The 17,579-nt window shown below is 54.9% G+C and carries 27 protein-coding genes and 3 pseudogenes; 1 reads left to right on the top strand and 29 read right to left on the bottom strand.

What is annotated here, in order from left to right; translation table 11 throughout:
- The 6 genes from JMJ04_RS10660 to infA all read right to left on the bottom strand — a co-directional run bounded on the left by JMJ04_RS10660 (nucleotide 1) and on the right by infA (nucleotide 3,244).
- The gene (locus tag JMJ04_RS10660; protein WP_007908548.1) at nucleotides 1–981 is read right to left on the bottom strand and encodes a DNA-directed RNA polymerase subunit alpha; all 981 of its coding nucleotides are present in this window, start codon (nucleotides 979–981) and stop codon (nucleotides 1–3) included.
- Between the two features lie 203 nt (nucleotides 982–1,184).
- Complete coding sequence (gene rpsD, locus JMJ04_RS10655) at nucleotides 1,185–1,817, bottom strand: 30S ribosomal protein S4 (RefSeq protein ID WP_201370472.1); 633 nt, start codon at nucleotides 1,815–1,817, stop codon at nucleotides 1,185–1,187.
- A 25-nt stretch (nucleotides 1,818–1,842) separates the two neighbouring features.
- Nucleotides 1,843–2,244: a 30S ribosomal protein S11 gene (gene rpsK / locus JMJ04_RS10650; RefSeq protein WP_007908550.1), complete on the bottom strand. Its 402-nt coding sequence runs from the start codon at nucleotides 2,242–2,244 to the stop codon at nucleotides 1,843–1,845.
- 20 nt (nucleotides 2,245–2,264) lie between these two features.
- A complete protein-coding gene (rpsM, locus tag JMJ04_RS10645) occupies nucleotides 2,265–2,645 on the bottom strand; it encodes a 30S ribosomal protein S13 (RefSeq protein ID WP_201370471.1) in 381 nt (126 codons plus the stop codon).
- Nucleotides 2,646–2,737: 92 nt separating this feature from the next.
- Nucleotides 2,738–2,854: a 50S ribosomal protein L36 gene (gene rpmJ / locus JMJ04_RS10640; RefSeq protein ID WP_007908552.1), complete on the bottom strand. Its 117-nt coding sequence runs from the start codon at nucleotides 2,852–2,854 to the stop codon at nucleotides 2,738–2,740.
- A gap of 171 nt (nucleotides 2,855–3,025) precedes the next feature.
- A complete protein-coding gene (gene infA, locus JMJ04_RS10635) occupies nucleotides 3,026–3,244 on the bottom strand; it encodes a translation initiation factor IF-1 (RefSeq protein WP_007908553.1) in 219 nt (72 codons plus the stop codon).
- A gap of 636 nt (nucleotides 3,245–3,880) precedes the next feature.
- On the opposite strand from infA, the gene JMJ04_RS10630 reads away from it, so the two are divergent.
- Nucleotides 3,881–4,036 carry a hypothetical protein gene (locus JMJ04_RS10630; RefSeq protein WP_201370470.1) on the top strand — a complete coding sequence of 52 codons (156 nt, stop codon included), beginning with the start codon at nucleotides 3,881–3,883 and terminating at the stop codon, nucleotides 4,034–4,036.
- Here the strand turns inward: JMJ04_RS10630 and JMJ04_RS10625 are convergent.
- From JMJ04_RS10625 to rpsJ, 23 genes and pseudogenes are all read right to left on the bottom strand, one after another.
- Nucleotides 4,033–4,692 carry an adenylate kinase gene (locus JMJ04_RS10625; protein ID WP_201370469.1) on the bottom strand — a complete coding sequence of 220 codons (660 nt, stop codon included), beginning with the start codon at nucleotides 4,690–4,692 and terminating at the stop codon, nucleotides 4,033–4,035. The two genes, JMJ04_RS10630 and JMJ04_RS10625, sit on opposite strands and share 4 nt — an antisense overlap.
- Before the next feature lie 233 nt (nucleotides 4,693–4,925).
- The gene (gene secY, locus JMJ04_RS10620) at nucleotides 4,926–6,257 is read right to left on the bottom strand and encodes a preprotein translocase subunit SecY (protein ID WP_201370468.1); all 1,332 of its coding nucleotides are present in this window, start codon (nucleotides 6,255–6,257) and stop codon (nucleotides 4,926–4,928) included.
- A 243-nt stretch (nucleotides 6,258–6,500) separates the two neighbouring features.
- Nucleotides 6,501–6,956: pseudogene (rplO, locus tag JMJ04_RS10615) on the bottom strand (50S ribosomal protein L15); the annotation flags it as partial.
- Nucleotides 6,957–6,961: 5 nt separating this feature from the next.
- Complete coding sequence (gene rpmD / locus JMJ04_RS10610) at nucleotides 6,962–7,171, bottom strand: 50S ribosomal protein L30 (RefSeq protein ID WP_201370466.1); 210 nt, start codon at nucleotides 7,169–7,171, stop codon at nucleotides 6,962–6,964.
- A gap of 213 nt (nucleotides 7,172–7,384) precedes the next feature.
- A pseudogene (gene rpsE / locus JMJ04_RS10605) lies at nucleotides 7,385–7,882 on the bottom strand (30S ribosomal protein S5); the annotation flags it as partial.
- Between the two features lie 47 nt (nucleotides 7,883–7,929).
- Nucleotides 7,930–8,484: a 50S ribosomal protein L18 gene (locus tag JMJ04_RS48400; protein WP_307811666.1), complete on the bottom strand. Its 555-nt coding sequence runs from the start codon at nucleotides 8,482–8,484 to the stop codon at nucleotides 7,930–7,932.
- A 399-nt stretch (nucleotides 8,485–8,883) separates the two neighbouring features.
- Nucleotides 8,884–9,459: a 50S ribosomal protein L6 gene (gene rplF, locus JMJ04_RS10590; protein ID WP_201370464.1), complete on the bottom strand. Its 576-nt coding sequence runs from the start codon at nucleotides 9,457–9,459 to the stop codon at nucleotides 8,884–8,886.
- A gap of 12 nt (nucleotides 9,460–9,471) precedes the next feature.
- The gene (gene rpsH / locus JMJ04_RS10585) at nucleotides 9,472–9,867 is read right to left on the bottom strand and encodes a 30S ribosomal protein S8 (RefSeq protein WP_007908563.1); all 396 of its coding nucleotides are present in this window, start codon (nucleotides 9,865–9,867) and stop codon (nucleotides 9,472–9,474) included.
- Between the two features lie 100 nt (nucleotides 9,868–9,967).
- Nucleotides 9,968–10,153, bottom strand: a complete 186-nt coding sequence (locus JMJ04_RS10580) for a type Z 30S ribosomal protein S14 (protein WP_007908564.1) — start codon at nucleotides 10,151–10,153, stop codon at nucleotides 9,968–9,970.
- 14 nt (nucleotides 10,154–10,167) lie between these two features.
- Nucleotides 10,168–10,713, bottom strand: a complete 546-nt coding sequence (rplE, locus tag JMJ04_RS10575) for a 50S ribosomal protein L5 (RefSeq protein ID WP_201370463.1) — start codon at nucleotides 10,711–10,713, stop codon at nucleotides 10,168–10,170.
- Between the two features lie 5 nt (nucleotides 10,714–10,718).
- Nucleotides 10,719–11,102, bottom strand: coding sequence for a 50S ribosomal protein L24 (rplX, locus tag JMJ04_RS10570; RefSeq protein WP_374229145.1), 384 nt, complete (start codon nucleotides 11,100–11,102; stop codon nucleotides 10,719–10,721).
- Between the two features lie 11 nt (nucleotides 11,103–11,113).
- Nucleotides 11,114–11,482 (bottom strand): 50S ribosomal protein L14, encoded by a 369-nt coding sequence (gene rplN / locus JMJ04_RS10565; protein ID WP_007908574.1) that lies wholly within the window; start codon nucleotides 11,480–11,482, stop codon nucleotides 11,114–11,116.
- A gap of 21 nt (nucleotides 11,483–11,503) precedes the next feature.
- A complete protein-coding gene (gene rpsQ / locus JMJ04_RS10560; protein WP_007908576.1) occupies nucleotides 11,504–11,884 on the bottom strand; it encodes a 30S ribosomal protein S17 in 381 nt (126 codons plus the stop codon).
- Nucleotides 11,885–11,886: 2 nt separating this feature from the next.
- A complete protein-coding gene (gene rpmC, locus JMJ04_RS10555) occupies nucleotides 11,887–12,093 on the bottom strand; it encodes a 50S ribosomal protein L29 (protein WP_201370462.1) in 207 nt (68 codons plus the stop codon).
- Nucleotides 12,080–12,511, bottom strand: a complete 432-nt coding sequence (rplP, locus tag JMJ04_RS10550; protein ID WP_007908579.1) for a 50S ribosomal protein L16 — start codon at nucleotides 12,509–12,511, stop codon at nucleotides 12,080–12,082. Before rplP ends, rpmC begins: the two co-directional genes overlap by 14 nt.
- Before the next feature lie 294 nt (nucleotides 12,512–12,805).
- Nucleotides 12,806–13,546: pseudogene (gene rpsC, locus JMJ04_RS10545) on the bottom strand (30S ribosomal protein S3); the annotation flags it as partial.
- Between the two features lie 15 nt (nucleotides 13,547–13,561).
- Nucleotides 13,562–13,912: a 50S ribosomal protein L22 gene (rplV, locus tag JMJ04_RS10540; RefSeq protein ID WP_201370460.1), complete on the bottom strand. Its 351-nt coding sequence runs from the start codon at nucleotides 13,910–13,912 to the stop codon at nucleotides 13,562–13,564.
- A gap of 2 nt (nucleotides 13,913–13,914) precedes the next feature.
- Nucleotides 13,915–14,202 carry a 30S ribosomal protein S19 gene (gene rpsS / locus JMJ04_RS10535; RefSeq protein WP_007908588.1) on the bottom strand — a complete coding sequence of 96 codons (288 nt, stop codon included), beginning with the start codon at nucleotides 14,200–14,202 and terminating at the stop codon, nucleotides 13,915–13,917.
- A gap of 3 nt (nucleotides 14,203–14,205) precedes the next feature.
- Nucleotides 14,206–15,042, bottom strand: coding sequence for a 50S ribosomal protein L2 (rplB, locus tag JMJ04_RS10530; RefSeq protein WP_201370459.1), 837 nt, complete (start codon nucleotides 15,040–15,042; stop codon nucleotides 14,206–14,208).
- A 12-nt stretch (nucleotides 15,043–15,054) separates the two neighbouring features.
- Nucleotides 15,055–15,351: a 50S ribosomal protein L23 gene (rplW, locus tag JMJ04_RS10525; RefSeq protein WP_007908592.1), complete on the bottom strand. Its 297-nt coding sequence runs from the start codon at nucleotides 15,349–15,351 to the stop codon at nucleotides 15,055–15,057.
- Nucleotides 15,352–15,368: 17 nt separating this feature from the next.
- Complete coding sequence (gene rplD, locus JMJ04_RS10520) at nucleotides 15,369–16,073, bottom strand: 50S ribosomal protein L4 (RefSeq protein ID WP_201370458.1); 705 nt, start codon at nucleotides 16,071–16,073, stop codon at nucleotides 15,369–15,371.
- Between the two features lie 5 nt (nucleotides 16,074–16,078).
- Complete coding sequence (gene rplC / locus JMJ04_RS47985; RefSeq protein WP_201370457.1) at nucleotides 16,079–16,867, bottom strand: 50S ribosomal protein L3; 789 nt, start codon at nucleotides 16,865–16,867, stop codon at nucleotides 16,079–16,081.
- 325 nt (nucleotides 16,868–17,192) lie between these two features.
- Nucleotides 17,193–17,510: a 30S ribosomal protein S10 gene (rpsJ, locus tag JMJ04_RS10510; RefSeq protein WP_201370456.1), complete on the bottom strand. Its 318-nt coding sequence runs from the start codon at nucleotides 17,508–17,510 to the stop codon at nucleotides 17,193–17,195.
- Between the last annotated feature and the right edge of the window lie 69 nt (nucleotides 17,511–17,579).

Here is a 17,579-nt window from a genome sequence, read left to right as displayed (position 1 = left end):
TCATTCCTCCATTTCGTGGTCGCCGTCTACGTCGGCTCCGACCGCGCTTGTGCGCGGATTAGGCAAGAAGTTACGCGCTAGCAAGCGCTCACGCAGCTCTTGCAGGCTCTTCTCACCAAAGTTGCGTACGCCAAGAAGATCTTCCTCATTCATCGAGAGCACCTGACCTACCTTCGTAATATTGCTACGCTTCAGGCAGTTATAGGCACGTACCGAGAGATCAAGTTCCTCAATCGGCGTGTCGTAGATCTTTTGTGGGATGGGCAGGCTGCTCAGCGGAGCCTTTTCTGGCTCGGGCAGAGAGGCGCGATAGTTGGCAAGCAACGTAAAGTGCCTTACCAGGACATCAGCGCTCTGGCGCAAGGCCTCATCCGGTGTAATAGTTCCGTCGGTCGTGACCTCAAGAACGATCTTATCGTAGTTTGTCATCTGGCCAACACGAGTGTGCTCAACCGTGTAATTGACCTTTTGTACTGGTGTGTAGATGGCATCGACGGGGATCACACCAATGGGTTGATCCTCCTTCGAGTCAGCAGGCACGTAGCTGCGACCAGTCTCCACCACCAGTTCCATGTCTAGATGAGCATTATCGTTATCCAGAGATGCGATATGCAACTCCGGGTTCACGATCTCCACCGTGCTCGGCGCGACGATATCCGCCGCCGTGACCTCGCGCTCGCCATTGACCTCCAGGCGCATCGTAACGGGATGCTCGGAGAAACTGCGCAGGCGCAACTTCTTGATATTCAAGACGATATCGGTCACGTCCTCCAACACACCGGGGACATCCTGAAACTCATGCTGCACGCCCTCGATTCGAATAGAGGTCACGGCTGCACCAGGCAGCGATGACAGCAATACACGCCGAAGCGCGTTGCCCAGGGTCTGGCCGTACCCCGCCTCTAACGGCTCAATGTCGTAACTCGCATAATTCCCTTGTGTCTTGGTGTTCTTTATACGAGGCAGAGTAATATCTAGCAAGGTTCAAACCTGCCTTTCTTTTTCTACCACTATCCATCCGCAAGCGTGCTCTCTCTCCCAGGTTTGCTGCATTACCGCAGCCTTAGGAGCACGCACTGGAAGAGGGAGACGCCACGAATGACGGTAGTCCAAGAGTGCTATGCCCCCAAGCGGCTCCATATAAGGAGCTACGCCCAGGGATCGACCCACCGCAACTCAACGTGTTATCGCTGATAGTACTCGACGACCATCTGCTCATCGAAGGGCAGCTCGAGATCTGTTCGTGAAGGTAACGTCAGAACACGACCAGACATCGCATCCACATCCAGGCGCAGCCAGGTTGGAATACCCTTCTGAGACAACAGCAGCGCGCGGCTCTTGAAGTACTCAAGGCTCTTGTTGGAATCACGCACCGCGATCACGTCGTTTGGCTTGGCGATGAAGGACGGAATGTCCGTTTTGCGGCCATTGACAACGAAGTGACCATGATTGACCAGCTGGCGAGCCTGCGCGCGCGAATCAGCAAAGCCCAGGCGGTAGACCAGGTTGTCGAGCCTCATCTCAAGGATCTGCAACAGGTTCTCGCTGGTCTTACCAGGGCGGCGGGCCGCGGCGACGAAGTGTTTGCTGAACTGGCGCTCCAACACTCCATACGTACGACGCACGCGCTGCTTCTCGCGCAACTGCTTCGCATAACCCGACTCCTTACGCGCACGGCTCGTGCCATGCTGTCCAGGGCGAGTATTGCGACCATGGCGCTCAAGTGTGCACTTCTGGATACACTTGTCGCCCTTTAAGAATAGTTTTACCCCCTCACGTCTGCATAATTTGCAGACCGGGCCGGTATAACGCGCCATCTATATATCCTCCTCAAAACCCAGGCTATACACGACGCCGTTTGGGCGGGCGGCAGCCATTGTGCGGAATAGGTGTTACGTCTGTAATCGATGTGACATTCAGACCTGAGGCCTGCAATGAGCGGATGGCCGCCTCACGACCGGAGCCGGGTCCCTTCACAAACACATCGATCTGCTTAAGCCCATGATCCATGGCGCGGCGCGCCGCCGTCTCGGCAGTCACCTGCGCAGCATATGGCGTGCTCTTGCGCGAGCCTTTAAAGCCCTGCGCTCCCGCGCTACCCCAGGAGATGACATTCCCATTGGGATCAGTGAGCGTCACAATCGTGTTGTTAAACGTAGCCTGAATATGAGCTTGTCCACGCGGTATGGATTTTCTTTCACGCCGCCTGACTTTGCCAGTAGTAGCTTTCTTCTTGTCTGCCATGCTTTCTATCTCTCCCGGCGTTACTTCTTACCGGCCTTCTTCTTACCGGCAACGGTTCTCTTTGGTCCACGGCGCGTGCGCGCATTCGTACGAGTACGCTGACCATGTACAGGAAGGTTACGACGATGGCGCAGGCCACGATAGCAGCCGATATCAATCAAACGCTTGATATTCGTCTGAACTTCGCGGCGCAGGTCACCCTCAACCTTGTGTTCACGGTCGATGACCTCGCGCAACCGGTTTACCTCTTCTTCAGTCAGGTCCTTAACGCGGGTGTCCGGATTGATTCTTGTCTTCTCCAGGATCTTCTGGCTTGTAGTAAGCCCGATACCATAGATATAGCACAGCGAGATCTCCACGCGCTTCTCGCGTGGAATGTCAACGCCAGCAATTCTAGCCATCTTTCCCTCCAGCTTCGAGTTCCCCCTTCCACTCACCCGCCACAACAAGGAACTCTCTGGACGGGAACGGAATGGAAACTCGCAACGCCATTTTAGCCTTGCTTCTGTTTATGCTTTGGATCTTTACTACAGATCACCATTACCACACGGTGACGGCGGATAATCTTACATCCGTCACAACGTGGCTTTACCGAGGCACTCACTTTCATGACTTGCTCTCCTCAAGATAGTTGAGTCTCTACTAACCTTCCAGGCACACAAAAGTACAACAGCACGCTTGTAAGCATGCCTCGTCTTCCTAGACGGTGCCTGTCGCTTTCTCATACACCTGTCTGGGTCACAGGTAGCAACGGGAACAAAGAAGGATGCCTACTCCACCATCAACCCTTAACTCGCCATGTGATACGGCCTCGCTTCAGGTCATATGGGGATAGCACTACTCGTACCTTATCACCTGGAACGATACGCACGAAGTTCATTCTGATACGCCCTGAGAGGACTGCCAGGACTTCATGTTGCTCGTCTATTCTCACCTTGAACATGGCATTGGGGAGGGCCTCTAGTACAGTACCCTCGACAGCTATTTCATCTTTTGGCATAGCATCCTTTCCCTGATCATCGGGACGTTTTTCTCTCCTGCTCTCGGCTCATCACAAGGATCGTCTACGCGTGGCAGCCAGCACGCGGCAGCTCTTCTCTATAAAATGCATCTGAGAGAGAGGACGGCTATCCGCGATTACTACCTATTAGGAAACCTGAGCGCTTCGCGCTCGTCACATGAGTGACGTTGGTTTCCGCATAAGAACTATCTGACGGACAACGACAGATACATTTTGCTCAAGCCTCTCTACAGGTACACAAAACGGCTCCCCTTGAGGCAGCACACCTCAGTACCGCTTGTGACTCTTATCCCATTTGAGTGTATTTGCTCAGCTAAAGCTTTGTTACTCTTACAAGTACAAAAGGGCAGCAGTATGTACTGCTGCAGCCAACTACGAATTATAGCATACATTCTCCAGGAAGTCGAGAGGGCAATTCTCTGATGCCAGAATAGACCTCTCGACTTCGCCATTAGAACATTCGTAGTCGCCCGTGTCCCCCACAACTCTCTTGTACTCCACTCTTCGTGTACCGACGTACAACGATGCGCGGAGTAACCAGGATAGCCCTTTGTGGGTTATCAGGCAGTACACTTTCTGCCCCAGTCCTTCTTCCAGTAAAGAGCCGCCTTCGCAGTGAAGGCCTCACCCCTCAGGGAGAAGCTTCCTCTGTTGAGCGGCTTTCAGCTCTTCTGCCTGCGTACTCGTTTACCCAGTTTCCACCTGGCTGGCTCCAAACCGAGAGCACCACCTGGCGGCGGCGAGTACCTACCTAATCTGATCCCAGTTTAGCGCTGACCGGCGCGTTCGCTAATCACGTTGACCAGCTCCTGCTGTACACGATCAATGCTTTGATTCCCATTCACCCGAATCAACTTCTGCTGACCATCGTAGTAATCGATCAGGTGAATCGTATCATTAAAGAAGATATCCAGGCGCTTCTGTATCGCCTCCCCACGGTCATCGGAGCGCTGGTACAGCTCGCTACCATCGATATCACAGATCCCCGCAACCTGCGGGGGGTTGGTTTCAATGTTATAGACATGCTGGTGGGCTTTGCAGATATATCTGCCCGAGAGGCGCTTGAGCAACTCGGCTCGCGGCACCTCCAGGTAGAGCGCGCAGTCAACCCGCTTGCCTACATTTGCCAATCCTTTATCTAGTGCCTGGGACTGGGCAATAGTGCGAGGGAAGCCATCCAGAATCACGCCATTCGCACAGTCCGGGGCTTGCAGGCGATCCAGCACCATGGCGATGGTCAGGTCATCGGGGACCAGGTGACCATCATCCATGTACTTTTTCGCCTTCAGCCCCAACTCCGTCTGCTGGCTTATGGCGCTGCGAAACAAATCGCCACTAGCCACGTGACGAATATCGAGCGACTGCGATAGCTTCTCGGCCTGTGTTCCTTTGCCAGACCCTTGAGCACCGATCAGGATAATGTTCACGTTTTTCCTCCAGCGGAAAAATGACAGGGAGTGCGCCGCTGCACTCCCATACACACATGATAGACATTCTCCAGCACAGACCGCTCTACCGCTGCCATGTCCCTCAGTGCCTTTATGGAAGTGCAGTGAAAACAGCCACTGCGGGGCGGCACAACTCCCTTATTACTTCCTATCCGAAATCCTGAGCGCGAAGTGCTAGGCACGAGAGTGCCATTGATTTCGGAATAAGAATTTTAAGACAGGAAGCCCGAATAGTTACGCATTACCATCTGGGCTTCAAGCTGTCTCACGGTATCCAGAACGACGCCGACTACAATCAGTAGCGAAGCACTTCCAAGCAGCTGATTGCCACCAACGCTTGCAAAGAAGGGTAGAACAGCTATAATGCCCAGGAACAACGCACCTGCCAATGTAATGCGATTGAGAATCGCGAACAGGTAGTCGCTCGTAGGCTGACCGGGCCGGTAGCCCGGGATGAATGCGCCCTGCTTTTGCAGGTTCTCCGGTATATTTTGCTGCTGCCACATAACGTAGGCATAGAAGTAGGTGAACGCGACGACCAGCACAAAGTAGATCGCCCAGTACCACCATAACTTCGGGTTGACCAGGTAGGTCGAAACCCATACAGCACTATCGCGCAACCAGGGTGTGGTGCTCGAGGTCAAGTACTGCGAGATGACCGACGGGAAGAGCATCATTGACTGCGCGAAGATCAGCGGGATCATACCCGCGCTATTGACCTGCATCGGAATGTAGGTTGTCTGCGCGGAACCAACCAGCATATTACGCCCGACCATACGCTTGGTTGGATACTGCACGGGTACGCGACGCTGTCCCAGATAAATGTAGACAATGCCAACAATGGTAATCAGGCCGATCAGCAGGAACACGCCGATGCTGACGATACCACTACCATTACCACCACCAGAGGTCGCGGAGACATAGCCCTGCTGGACTGTTGACCACAGGCGGCTCACAATATTACCAAAGATGACCAGCGAAATACCATTACCGATGCCGTTCTCAGTGATCAGCTCACCAATCCAGACCAGGATCATAACACCGGCGGTCAGGGTGATGAGGATTGCGAACGATTCGAGGGCGTATTTTGGATCGACCAGGCTGAAGTTGTTCAATACGTGCTGATTCTGGTACAGCGCGCACTGGCCGAACGCCTGCAAGAAGGCAAGAGGAACAGCGATCATGCGAGTAATCTGGCTGGTGCGCAGGCGACCCGCCTCACCCTGCATGGCCAGGTTCTGCAAGGCCGGAATGATGGGTTGCAACAACTGCATGACGATGGTAGCGGTGATATATGGGTAGACGCTCAGAGCCACAATGGAGAACGTCTGCAACGAACCACCAGAGAACACATCGAGTAGACCCAAGAGCTGGCCGACGTTTTTGCCACTGTTAAAGAGACTAACCAGGGCTTTATGTTCATCGCCTGTAAGAGGAATGGTGATGTGGGCCAGGATGCGGACCACGATCAGCATTGCCAACGTAAAGAGTATTTTATTGCGCAAATCGGGAACAGTCCAGATGCTACGCAGCTTTTCCCACATGGGAGCCTCCTTCCGGCTTTCAATCCTCCCACATTGCTATACAAGGCTCCAAGACTCTATCTCGACTCTATCTCTAGAGCCTCAATATATCGGGAATCTTGCATAGATGGAGAGGAATGAAGGACAGACTCTCAAGTAACCGCTGCCACGGGGCAGGGTCGTGGGGGATTACTCCCCCGCGCCCTGCTCTGTTGCAGACTTCTCATCTTTACGACGCTTCGTCTTCTCGTACACTTTGCGCTCGATAATCTCGATACGACCACCGGCCGCCTCGATCTTCTCTTTCGCGCTCGCCGAGAATTTGTGCGCGCGGACGGTCAGCGCGCGGTCGATCTCGCCATCGCCCAGCACCTTGATCAGGCCGCGAGCCTGCGCGGGGATGAGCAGCCCCTTCTCAACCATGGCCTCAGGAGTAACCTGAGTGTCGGCATTGAAGTGAGCGAGATCAATAACATTAATTATAGTATAGTCGTCGCGGAAAAGGGGATTCTGATTCCCCAGACCACGAAGGAAAGGTAAGCGCTTTGAAAGGCGAGTCTGACCGCCGTTAAATGCGCGATGGACGCGCCCGCCAGTGCGAGCTTTCTGACCCTTAGTACCACGGCCAGCGGTCTTACCACGACCGGAGCCGTGACCGCGACCGAGGCGCTTCTCAGTCTTATGCGAACCTGGAGCAGGCTGCAAATTGGAAAGGTTAATTAGACTCACTCTGCAATCTCCTCAACCTGCACTAGATGATTGACTTTGCGAATCATGCCACGCACCGCAGGCTGGTCGTTATGCTCAACGATCTGGTGCAGCTTGCGCAGCCCCAGAGCGCGGATGGTATCTTTCTGATCCTGCGCGTAACCGATTGAACTCTTTACCCATTTTACGCGTAATTTTTTTGATCCTGTTATTCCCGTTGTTGCCATTGCTTACTCCTATCGACGGCGTTCACCGCCGCCACCGCGACGCTCACCGCCACCACCGCGGCGATCACCACCGCCACGACGATCACCGCCGCCACGACGACCTGCTGCTGCGGCGCGACTCTCACGCGCCTCTTCCTCACGTGCCGCACGAGCAGCCGCAGCCTGCTCAGCCGCGGCTGCCGTCGCGGCTGCCATCTGCTCGGCGCGCTTCTTGCCAAGCAGCTCAACCACGGTCTTCCCACGGCGTGCCGCCTCGGCATCGGGGGAACGCAGTTCGCGTAGCGCCTTGACGCATGCCTGAACGGTGTTTGCCTTGTTGGTGCTTCCCAGCGTCTTGGTCAGGATATCGCGAACACCCGCGGCCTCCATGACAGCGCGGACAGCACCGCCGGCGATAACACCCGTACCGGGGGCCGCCGGTTTGAGCAGCACCTCAGACGCGCCAAAGTTCGTCTTCACCAGGTAAGGAATGGTTGTGCCAGAGAGAGGCACCTCAACCAGGTGCTTCTTCGCGTCTTCCACAGCCTTACGAATCGCCTCAGTGTACTCAGCTGCCTTACCGAAACCATACCCAACAAAACCATTGCGATCACCGACAACTACCAGGGCACGAATGCTGAAGCGTCGGCCACCCTTCACCACCTTGGAGACGCGGCTGACCTCAACCACAGTCTCTTCAAGGTTCAGTTTTGAAGCATCAATTCTTGCCATAATACTCCTCATGCCTCTTTGAAAGGCTCATTGGCTCTCTCGTGGCCCTAGAAATCCAGTCCCGCTTCACGAGCGCCTTCAGCAAGCGCCGCGACTCTGCCGTGATAGGCATAGCCACCGCGATCGAAGACAACCTGCTTAACACCTTTTTCCTGCGCTCGCTGAGCCACCAGCTTCCCAACCTCGTGCGCCAGGGAGACCTTGCGATTGCTCAAGATGCCCGCCAGCTTCTCGGTCTGGCTCTTCTTCTCTTTTTTCGGAGCTTCGGCCACAGCGGCGGCACGGCCACCTTTAGCGGCTTTCTTCCCTTTGGCGGGGGCAGCTTCTTCCACAACCTCTTCTACTGCGGCGGGCGCGCTCTCGGTCTGGACAGCCTGCTTGTGCTGCTCAGTAGTGGCCGGCTTAAAGTCCCGCAAGCTCTCGTCCAGAGTAGAAGCCGAAACCAGGGTCTTACCCGTGGTATCGTCAATAATCTGCGCGTAGATATGCTGCCCACTGCGGAATACGTTCAAACGTGGGCGCAGTTCTGAGCCTTCAAGGTGGCGTCGAATTCGCTGGTGCCGCCGCAGCCTTGCTTGATTTGCATGAAATTGTTTAATCATTGTCTGTGAACAGAAGATCCATGTTCTCTGCTCTCCCATTACCGGGAGGACACAGGAAAACTTCCTCTGCTCATCCCCTTTCTGCAAAATGCGCGATTGAGGGACTTGGAATACGTGGTCGGCACTACGTCTCCCGGGTTCAGCCCTCGCGTCGCGTCTTTCTGTCTTGCCATACAATCGTGTGAGCGAAAGCTAGCCGCTGCGAAGCGGCATTCACGATTGCTTTTTCATGACGTGATAAGAGACCGTCGAAAGATAGTATAAAGCAGTCGTAAACACTATGCCAATCACCAGGACCAGGTATGCTGGCCCTGCCGTAACAGGCCGTATGCAACAGGTACCGGGAGGACTCTCGAAGACTCCTCCCGGACGCCTACAACAGAATGTGTTTGCCGTTATTTACTTCTTCTTACCGCCGACTTTACCGGCCTTACCAGCCTTGCGGCGCACGGCCTCGCCAGCATAGCGGATGCCTTTGCCTTTATAAGGCTCGGGCTTGCGGATGTGGCGAATGTTGGCCGCCAACTGACCAACCGCGTGCTTGTCGATGCCAGTAACGCTGATACGGGTCGCCTTGCTAGCGGGATCAGGCGCTTCAAGCTTCAACTCGATACCCTGAGGGGCCTGAACCTCCACCGGGTGCGAGTAACCGACCAGGATGATCAGGTTCTTCCCCTGCTGGACGGCGCGATAACCCACACCATGGATCTCAAGCATCTTGGTATAACCAGTGGTCACACCCACAACCATATTGTTAATCAACGTGCGATACAGGCCATGCTTTGAGCGATGCTCTTTGCTATCCGAAGGGCGGGTCACCGTCAGCGTGCCGTCCTCCAGCTTCAGTTGAAGCTGAGGGTCGACCTGCTCAGACAGCGTGCCCTTGGGGCCTTTAACCGTCACGAGATTGTCTTCGGTCCAGTTCACCTGCACCGCTTGCGGGACAGTGATAGGAGCACGTCCAATACGCGACATTCTAACCTCCCTTTACCAAACGTAGCAGATGACTTCGCCACCCACGCCCTGTTTATAGGCGCTAGCGCCAGTCATCAGGCCCCTGGATGTCGATACAATCGAGATACCGAGGCCACCACGCACGCGGGGAATGTCGGTCTGTTTGCTATAGACGCGCAGACCAGGCTTGCTCACGCGTTTGAGCTGCGTCAGGACAGGCTTCTTCTCCACATAGCGCAGCGTCAGGCGCAGCGTTCCCTGTGGATTATCCTTCAGGATCTCGATATCTTTAATGTAACCTTCTTCTTTCAGCACGCGCGCAATCGCCAGCTTCATTTTCGACGCTGGAATGAGTACGCGAGTATGTCGTGCTGTAGCCGCATTACGGATGCGCGTCAGCATATCCGCAATGGGATCAGTCATGTTCATGGAACATCCTCCACTAAGTTTCCCAGGCAGCTTGACGCTCAGATACAGCGACGCTGCTCTGTAGTCATCAAAGCCAACTGGAACAATTCGCGACTACAATCTACCAGCTCGATTTTGTGACGCCGGGTAGCTCACCGCGCAACGCCCGTTCGCGGAAGCAAATGCGGCACAGGCCAAACTTTCTCATATATGCACGGGGTCGCCCGCAAACCTGACAGCGATTGTGATGCCGCACCTCAAACTTGGGCTTGCGCTGCGACTTAATGATCATTGATATTTTTGCCATCGCGCCCTCCAGCGTTACTTCTTAAAGGGCATGCCCATTAGTGCGAGCAATCTGCGCCCCTCTTCATCTGTGCGAGCCGTAGTGACGATACTCACTTCCATGCCGCGCAGCTTGTCTACTTTATCGTAGTCGATCTCTGGGAAGACCAGCTGTTCGCGCAGTCCCAGAGTATAGTTGCCGCGGCCATCGAAGGCATCAGCCGAGATGCCCTGGAAGTCACGGATACGTGGCAGCGCGACGTTGATCAGCTTGTCGAGGAAGTGGAACATGCGCGTGCCGCGCAGTGTCACCATACAGCCAATCGGCATCCCTTCGCGTAGTTTAAACGCGGCCACCGAGCGCTTGGCACGTGTCACGACCGGGCGCTGACCAGTAACGGTCGCCAGGTCGGCAACGGCGGCATCCATAGCCTTGGCGTTCTGGATGACTTCGCCCATGCCAATATTAACAACAACCTTGTGAATGCCAGGAACCTGCATCGGATTAGCGTAGTTAAACTCCTTATGCAGGGCCGGCACAACCTCTTGACGATATTTTTCTTTCAAGCGTGATGCCAACATAATGCTTAACTACTCCTCGTCCGGTCCTGAATGACTTTGCCACACTTTTTGCAGACGCGAACCGAGCGTTCTTTGTCGCCCATGACGCGACGGTCATGACCAACGCGTGTAGGCTCGCCGCACTCTGTGCACTTCAACATAACGTTCGAGACATGCAATGGCATTGCCTTCTCGATGATGCCACCCTGGCGGGTCTGTCCCTGCGGTTTAACGTGCTTCTTCACGACGTTCAAGCCCTCAACAATTACCTTGCTGTCCTGGGGCAACGCTCGCGAAACCGTTCCTTCTTTATCTTTATCCTTGCCCGTGATGATCAAGACGGTGTCACCCTTTTTGATGTTCATCTTCGCAAGGTGCAGGGGTTTCTTCTCTTTCTTTTTTACTGACATCTTTCCCCTCGTTATAGCACTTCTGGCGCGAGTGAGACTAGTCTCATAAAGTTCTTCTCACGCAGTTCGCGAGCTACAGGGCCAAAGATGCGGGTGCCCCTGGGATTGTTACCGGGAGCCAGGATAACTGCGGCGTTTTCATCGAAACGGATATGCGAGCCATCACGGCGGACATATTCCTTCGTCACACGCACGACCACAGCATTCACTACTTCGCCCTTTTTTACCTGTCCGTTCGGAGTCGCGACTTTCACTGAGGCTTTGATAATATCGCCAACCTCAGCGTAGCGCTTGGCCGAACCGCTCATCACGCGGATACACATGATCTCTTTAGCGCCGGTGTTATCGGCGACTTTCAAGCGTGTCTGCGGCTGAATCATCTGTTCGTCCCTCTCTTAACTCTATTCGGCAGACTTTTCAGCTTCCGCGGATGATTCGCTCTGCGTCAGGTTGGGATCAACCTCAGCCAGAACTTCTGCAACCGGGACGATACCACTTCCGCTCTTTACGATCTCGACCAGGCGCCAGCGCTTAAGCTTGCTCATGGGGCGAGTCTCCTCGATGCGCACAACGTCGTCAATCTGACACTGGTTGTTCTCATCATGGACATGGAAGTGTTTCGTCTGCTTGTATGTTCGCTTGTAGATACGATGCTTCTTCAAGGACTCGACCGATACAACAATGGTCTTGTCCATTTTATTGCTAATTACTCGCCCGACCTTCTGGACGCGGCGCACTGAAGGCGCCGCGGTCGAGCTAGTAGTGGCTACTCGCTCTGTCATGATTATTCACTCTCCAACATCGTCAGGCGATGCAACAAGCGTGCAATATCTTTCTTAGTGTTCGCGAAGACGCGGTTGTCTTTGACTTCACCGCGCTGCTGCTGCAAGCGGAGGTTAAAGAGCTTCATACGAAGTTCCTGAATCTCTTTGCGCGCCTCGCCCTCGCCCATCTCGCTAATTTGCTTGCGACGTTCGTTAAGCTTCGACACTCTCCGCCTCCCCTTTAGTAATAAAGCGGCACTTGACAGGCAGCTTGTGGATAGCAAGGCGGATGGCTTCCTTCGCGATCTCTTCGCTGACGCCACCGATCTCGAAGATGATGCGTCCAGGCTTCACCACGGCAACCCAGTGATCGACCGCACCTTTACCGCTACCCATACGGGTTTCGGCAGGCTTGGCGGTAATAGGTTTGTCGGGGAAGACGCGGATCCAGACTTTACCACCACGCTTCATATAACGCGTCATCGCGATACGAGCGGACTCGATCTGACGCGCCTCCATCCAACATGGCTCCAGAGCCTGGAGGCCAAAATCGCCGAAGGCAAGCGTTGCGCCGCGAGTGGCTTCGCCCCTCATACGCCCACGATGTTGGCGACGGTACTTTGTTCTTGATGGTGCCAATAACATGGCTTCGCTCTCCTCTTATTCGCCCTGAGTGGACTCGGTAGGCCCAGCCGGTGGCTGCTGCGGCTGCTGTTGCTCGGCCGCTGGCTGCTGACGCTCGCTCTGTGGACGTGGAGCGCGCTCGCCCTGTGGGCGTGGGGCGCGCTCGCCCTGCGGACGAGGCCCGCGTGGCGGTCGATCTCCCTGCGGGCGAGGTCCACGCTCTCCCTGCGGACGAGGTCCGCGCTGGGGGCGCTCACCACCACGTGGTCGGTCTCCCTGAGGACGCTGACCGCGTGGGCCGCCCTCGCCTCTGCGGCGATCAGGACGGCGTTCGCCAGACTCACGCGGGGCGGTAGGTGCAAACAGATCCACGGCCTCCGCGCTTTCGCGACGGCGGCTTGGCAGAATGTCCCCGCGATAGATCCACACTTTTACGCCAATCACACCAAAGGTGGTGTGTGCCTCGGCCAGGCCATAATCGATGTCGGCACGCAGGGTATGCAGAGGAACCTTGCCCTCAACCTCTTTCTCGGTGCGAGCAATTTCCGCGCCACCCAAGCGACCACCAGCGATTACCTTGATGCCCTTCGCGCCAGCACGCATCGACTTCTGAACCGCCTGCTTCATCGCACGACGGAAAGAGACGCGCTTCTCAAGCTGATCGCAGATGCTGCGACCAACCAGGTACGCGTCCAGCTCAGGCTGGCGGATCTCGACGATCTCAACGCGCACACGCTTCTGCGTTTTGGACTCAAGGTGAGCCTTCAGTCTCTCTACCTTTTCACCACTCTTACCGATAACAATACCGGGTTTGGCGGTGTTGATCTTTACCAGCACCTGTTTGGGGGCTGCGCGCTCAATCTCAATTTTTGAGACGCCCGCGTCAACCTTGGCCCCATGGGCGCTGGAAAGCTCTTTGTTGATCATACGGCGGATCTGGAAATCCTCCGCCAGGATATCTTTGTAGTTGTTCTCAGCGTACCAGCGTGACTGCCATGATTCCCAGCCTTTGATGACGCCAAGCCGGAACCCTATTGGGTGTACCTTGTGTCCCAACTGTGTCCTCCTTAATTAACGGCCCGCGTCAGCAGGATCGTCAGAAACAACCACTGTCACATGGCAGAAGCGGCGCAAAATGCGAGCCGCGCGGCCATGAGAGCGTGGCTTTACACGCTTAATGCGGAATGAATCGTCCGCGACAATGTTCAAAATGTATAGATCATCGGGATTGAGACTGTAGTTATTCTCCGCGTTCGCCGCAGCCGAGGCGACAACCTTGCGTACAGGTGTCGCACCAGCGTTGGGCAAATACTGGAGAATAGCCAGAGCCTCATTTACGCGAAGCCCCTTCACCGCATTCGTCACCAGACGCATTTTGCGCGGCGAAATTCCGATGTCTTTTGCAATAGCTCTGACTTGCATCTCTACCTCACCGAAGTGGTCTTCTCATTTTTTCCGCCCGCATGACCACGATAATGCCTTGTCGGGGCGAATTCACCAAGTTTATGACCAACCATGTTCTCAGTAATATAAATCGGCACATGGGTCTTCCCGTTATGCACACCGATGGTCATACCAACCATCTCGGGGAAGATCATCGAAGCGCGTGACCAGGTCTTGATCAAGCGGCGGTCGCCGCTTTTGCGCATGACAAGCACCTTTTTCCTGAGAGACTCGTGTATATATGGTCCCTTTTTTCTTGAGCGCGACATTCCTTACTTCCTCCTGCCCGCATTGCGACGGCGAACAATGAAGCGATTGGTTCTCTTGTTCCGACGAGTCTTGAAGCCCATTGCAGGCTTGCCCCAGGGCGTCTGTGGCTTACCACCAATGGGTGCACGGCCCTCACCACCACCATGAGGATGGTCTCGTGGGTTCATTACCGAACCGCGGACGGTCGGGCGGCGCCCCAGATGACGCGAACGACCGGCCTTACCGATGCTAATGTTCTCATGATCAAGATTACCAACCTGGCCAATGGTCGCCATGCACAGAATATGCACATTGCGCAGCTCTCCAGAGGGGAGGCGCAACAAGGCGTAATCGCCCTCTTTCGCCATCAACTGGATGCCGACACCAGCCCCGCGTGCAAGCTGACCACCACGGCCACGCTCCATCTCCACGTTGTGAACCGTGGTACCAGTCGGGATGTTCTTGAGGGGCAGGGCGTTACCAACGCGGATGTCCGCGTCAGGGCCAGCCTCTACACGATCCCCAACCTTAAGGCCCAGAGGAGCAATGATGTAGCGCTTCTCACCATCTAGATAATGCAACAGAGCAATATTGGCAGAGCGGTTTGGATCATATTCGATCGCCGCGACCCGGGCTGGGACACCAAACTTGTTGCGCTTGAAATCGATGATACGATACGCACGCTTTGCACCGCCGCCACGATGGCGGGTCGTAATTTTACCCTGATTGTTGCGACCAGAATGCTTCTTCAGCGAAACAGTCAGCGACTTCTCAGGCTTTGTCTTTGTAATCTCCTCGAATGTCGAGACGGACATGCCACGACGCCCAGGAGACGTTGGTCGATACTGTCTGATTGGCATCTCTTATATCCCTTACGCCTTCATTGCGTCGATTGTCTGTCCTTCTTTGAGGGTGACAATCGCCTTTTTCCATTCGCGAGCCTCGACTGGACGCGGGGCCGCTCCACGCCGACGGATCGAGCGCGGCTTACCAGGCATACGCATCGTATTGACATGCGTCACGTTGACTTTGAAAAGCGTCTCGACTGCGCGGCGTATGTCAACTTTGGTTGCAGTTTTCGCCACTTCAAAGGTATACTGATTCTGCTCTTGCAGCTTCACCGTTTTCTCGGTGATGATACCTCGGCGTAGTATCTCTGTGATTTCCACAGTCTGTTCCTCCTCGCCTACGCTTCGCTACTGGTCTCCGCTGCTGTAGCTTCGTCGGCAATCTTAAGGGTGGCTTCTTCAGCGCTCAACCCCTCACCAAAGACCAGCTCAATCCAGCGCACAGTCTTGGGTGTCATGACGATATAATCATGCTTCAGCAGTTCAACAACGTTGATCGAGGAGACATGTTGGACTTTCGCCGAAGGAATGTTACGCGTAGATAATACGACGTTCTCATCGCGCTTCGGCAACATCATTAGGACCTTTTTCCCCTCGCTTGATGGAAGCTTATTCAGCAGCTCAAGCATGTCCTTTGTGCGGGGGGTCTCCATTTCAAGCTTGTTCACAATGATCAAGCTCTGGTTCGCCACTTTGTCCGAGAGCACCGAGCGGATTGCCAGGCGGCGCATCTTCTTGGGCACATCGTGGTGATATGGATGAGGCTTCGGACCAAAGACGGTACCGCCGCCACGGAACTGAGGTGCGCGGGTGCTACCCTGACGAGCACGACCCGTACCCTTCTGTCTGTAAGGCTTTTTATTGCCGCCCGAGACTTCGGCGCGAGTCTTGGTTGAAGCATTGCCTTGACGGCGATTGACCAGTTGCGCAGTAACGACCTGGTGCAAAACCGCCATGTTGGGAGTGACCCCGAACACCTGCTCGCTCAGCTCGAGCTGTTCTACGGCCTCTCCGGCCATGTTATACACTGTAGTCGAGGGCATTTCGGTTACCTCATCACATGCTTCTTAATCGTGAGCAAGCCGCCATTGGCGCCAGGTACCGAACCCTTTACCACCAGCAGATTGCGCTCAGGATCAGATTGAACTATTTGCAGTTTCTTTACTGTTACGCGCGCATTTCCCATGCGACCAGCCATGCGTGTGCCCTTCAAGACACGGCCTGGAGTCGTACCAGAACCGATGGAACCCGGGGCTCTCAAGCGGTCTGACTGACCATGCGTGCGAGGACCACCGCGGAAGCCATGACGCTTGACACCACCCTGGAAGCCCTTACCTTTGGTAATGCCCACGATGTCAACGATCTCGCCATCGGTGAACAGGCTAGCATTAAAGCTATGTCCCAGCTCAATGCTCCCCAGGTCCACACCTTCCTGCAATCCTACTTCGCGCAACACTTTGAAAGGGCCAAGTTCTGGTCCTGGGCGGCGCTGGCGGTTCTCTCTGATCTTGAGCAACTTGCGTACTTGCTTGCTCTGCTTCTCTTCTTCTTTGTTCTCTTCGCTCTTTGCCTGCTGGTCATGCGTCTGCAATGCCTTGCGCTGTCCCTTCAGCAATGGCAGGCTATGACCAAGATGCCCCAGTTCAGGACGGGTTGAGTGCTTAAGGGTGGTCTCTTCAAAACCAATCTGCACTGCCTCATACCCATCACGGGACACCGTTTTGACCTGTGTTACGATGCAGGGGCCGACTTCAATTACAGTGACCGGAATGACGGTGCCGTTTTGGCCAAACACCTGGGTCATGCCGACCTTCCTGCCCAACAATGCATCTAGCATATTCTTTTACCTCTTCATACTGTAGGCATCTGAATACTCAGTCCACCAGCGTCTCTCATGTTAAGAGATCGAGCATTAACGCTCTTTTTCCACCCTCCATGCCTCACAAAAAGACACACAAAATGGTTCCCATCCCTGCAACGATGGCTTTCTCGCGCTTCTTCAGATGACCTCGCTGCTCACACAGCCTCCGGCAAGCCTTTAAGATCTTACACAGAAACCAACCCCCATTCGGGGCGCGGCGCCACTCTCGTGGCTAGCGCTTCGCGCTCAGGTTTCCGAAAGGTAGTAAGATGAGTGCTTCGCTTGCCAGAATGCTCATAAGCTAGAGCTTGATCTCAATGTCTACACCTGCGGGCAGATTCAAATGAGTCAGGGCCTCGACAGTCTTGTTAGTATGATCGACGATGTCAATCAAACGCTTATGCGTGCGAATCTCGAACTGGTCGCGTGCATCCTTATCAATGAAGGGTGAGCGCATAACCGTGTACTTGTCGATTTTCGTAGGCAGTGGCACTGGCCCCGAAACGCGTGCGCCAGTGCGCTGGGCAGCATCCACAATCTGCATCGCAGACTGGTCGAGAATGCGGTGGTCAAACGCCTTCAGGCGAATGCGGATGCGCTGTTTTGATCCCGTAGCCATGAATACTTTTCTCCTGATAGGTTCCCAACAGCCAGAGAGGCTGTTACCAGCCTCTCTTTTGCTATAGGG

Source organism: Ktedonobacter robiniae, from assembly GCF_016587375.1.
In the GTDB taxonomy this organism is placed as follows: Bacteria; Chloroflexota; Ktedonobacteria; order Ktedonobacterales; family Ktedonobacteraceae; genus Ktedonobacter; species Ktedonobacter robiniae.
This window is presented reverse-complemented; position numbering and strand designations above follow the sequence as displayed.

What these genes read in the sequence shown, in the direction of transcription:
- rpsH (WP_007908563.1), bottom strand. Translation starts at nt 9,867, where the DNA reads ATGAACATGACTGATCCCATTGCGGATATGCTGACGCGCATCCGTAAT.
- secY (WP_201370468.1), bottom strand. Translation starts at nt 6,257, where the DNA reads ATGTGGGAAAAGCTGCGTAGCATCTGGACTGTTCCCGATTTGCGCAAT.
- rpsQ (WP_007908576.1), bottom strand. Translation starts at nt 11,884, where the DNA reads ATGACAGAGCGAGTAGCCACTACTAGCTCGACCGCGGCGCCTTCAGTG.
- rpsJ (WP_201370456.1), bottom strand. Translation starts at nt 17,510, where the DNA reads ATGGCTACGGGATCAAAACAGCGCATCCGCATTCGCCTGAAGGCGTTT.
- rplC (WP_201370457.1), bottom strand. Translation starts at nt 16,867, where the DNA reads ATGCTAGATGCATTGTTGGGCAGGAAGGTCGGCATGACCCAGGTGTTT.
- rplB (WP_201370459.1), bottom strand. Translation starts at nt 15,042, where the DNA reads ATGCCAATCAGACAGTATCGACCAACGTCTCCTGGGCGTCGTGGCATG.
- infA (WP_007908553.1), bottom strand. Translation starts at nt 3,244, where the DNA reads ATGCCAAAAGATGAAATAGCTGTCGAGGGTACTGTACTAGAGGCCCTC.
- rpmD (WP_201370466.1), bottom strand. Translation starts at nt 7,171, where the DNA reads ATGGCAACAACGGGAATAACAGGATCAAAAAAATTACGCGTAAAATGG.
- rplN (WP_007908574.1), bottom strand. Translation starts at nt 11,482, where the DNA reads ATGATTCAGCCGCAGACACGCTTGAAAGTCGCCGATAACACCGGCGCT.
- rplV (WP_201370460.1), bottom strand. Translation starts at nt 13,912, where the DNA reads ATGCAAGTCAGAGCTATTGCAAAAGACATCGGAATTTCGCCGCGCAAA.
- rplX (WP_374229145.1), bottom strand. Translation starts at nt 11,102, where the DNA reads ATGTCAGTAAAAAAGAAAGAGAAGAAACCCCTGCACCTTGCGAAGATG.
- rpsM (WP_201370471.1), bottom strand. Translation starts at nt 2,645, where the DNA reads ATGGCTAGAATTGCTGGCGTTGACATTCCACGCGAGAAGCGCGTGGAG.
- rplF (WP_201370464.1), bottom strand. Translation starts at nt 9,459, where the DNA reads ATGTCGCGTATTGGACGTGCTCCTATCACTGTCCCGCAAGCGGTGCAG.
- rpsD (WP_201370472.1), bottom strand. Translation starts at nt 1,817, where the DNA reads ATGGCGCGTTATACCGGCCCGGTCTGCAAATTATGCAGACGTGAGGGG.
- JMJ04_RS48400 (WP_307811666.1), bottom strand. Translation starts at nt 8,484, where the DNA reads ATGATTAAACAATTTCATGCAAATCAAGCAAGGCTGCGGCGGCACCAG.
- rpmJ (WP_007908552.1), bottom strand. Translation starts at nt 2,854, where the DNA reads ATGAAAGTGAGTGCCTCGGTAAAGCCACGTTGTGACGGATGTAAGATT.
- rplD (WP_201370458.1), bottom strand. Translation starts at nt 16,073, where the DNA reads ATGCCCTCGACTACAGTGTATAACATGGCCGGAGAGGCCGTAGAACAG.
- JMJ04_RS10580 (WP_007908564.1), bottom strand. Translation starts at nt 10,153, where the DNA reads ATGGCAAAAATATCAATGATCATTAAGTCGCAGCGCAAGCCCAAGTTT.
- rpsS (WP_007908588.1), bottom strand. Translation starts at nt 14,202, where the DNA reads ATGTCGCGCTCAAGAAAAAAGGGACCATATATACACGAGTCTCTCAGG.
- rpsK (WP_007908550.1), bottom strand. Translation starts at nt 2,244, where the DNA reads ATGGCAGACAAGAAGAAAGCTACTACTGGCAAAGTCAGGCGGCGTGAA.
- rplE (WP_201370463.1), bottom strand. Translation starts at nt 10,713, where the DNA reads ATGTTGGCATCACGCTTGAAAGAAAAATATCGTCAAGAGGTTGTGCCG.
- rplP (WP_007908579.1), bottom strand. Translation starts at nt 12,511, where the DNA reads ATGTTATTGGCACCATCAAGAACAAAGTACCGTCGCCAACATCGTGGG.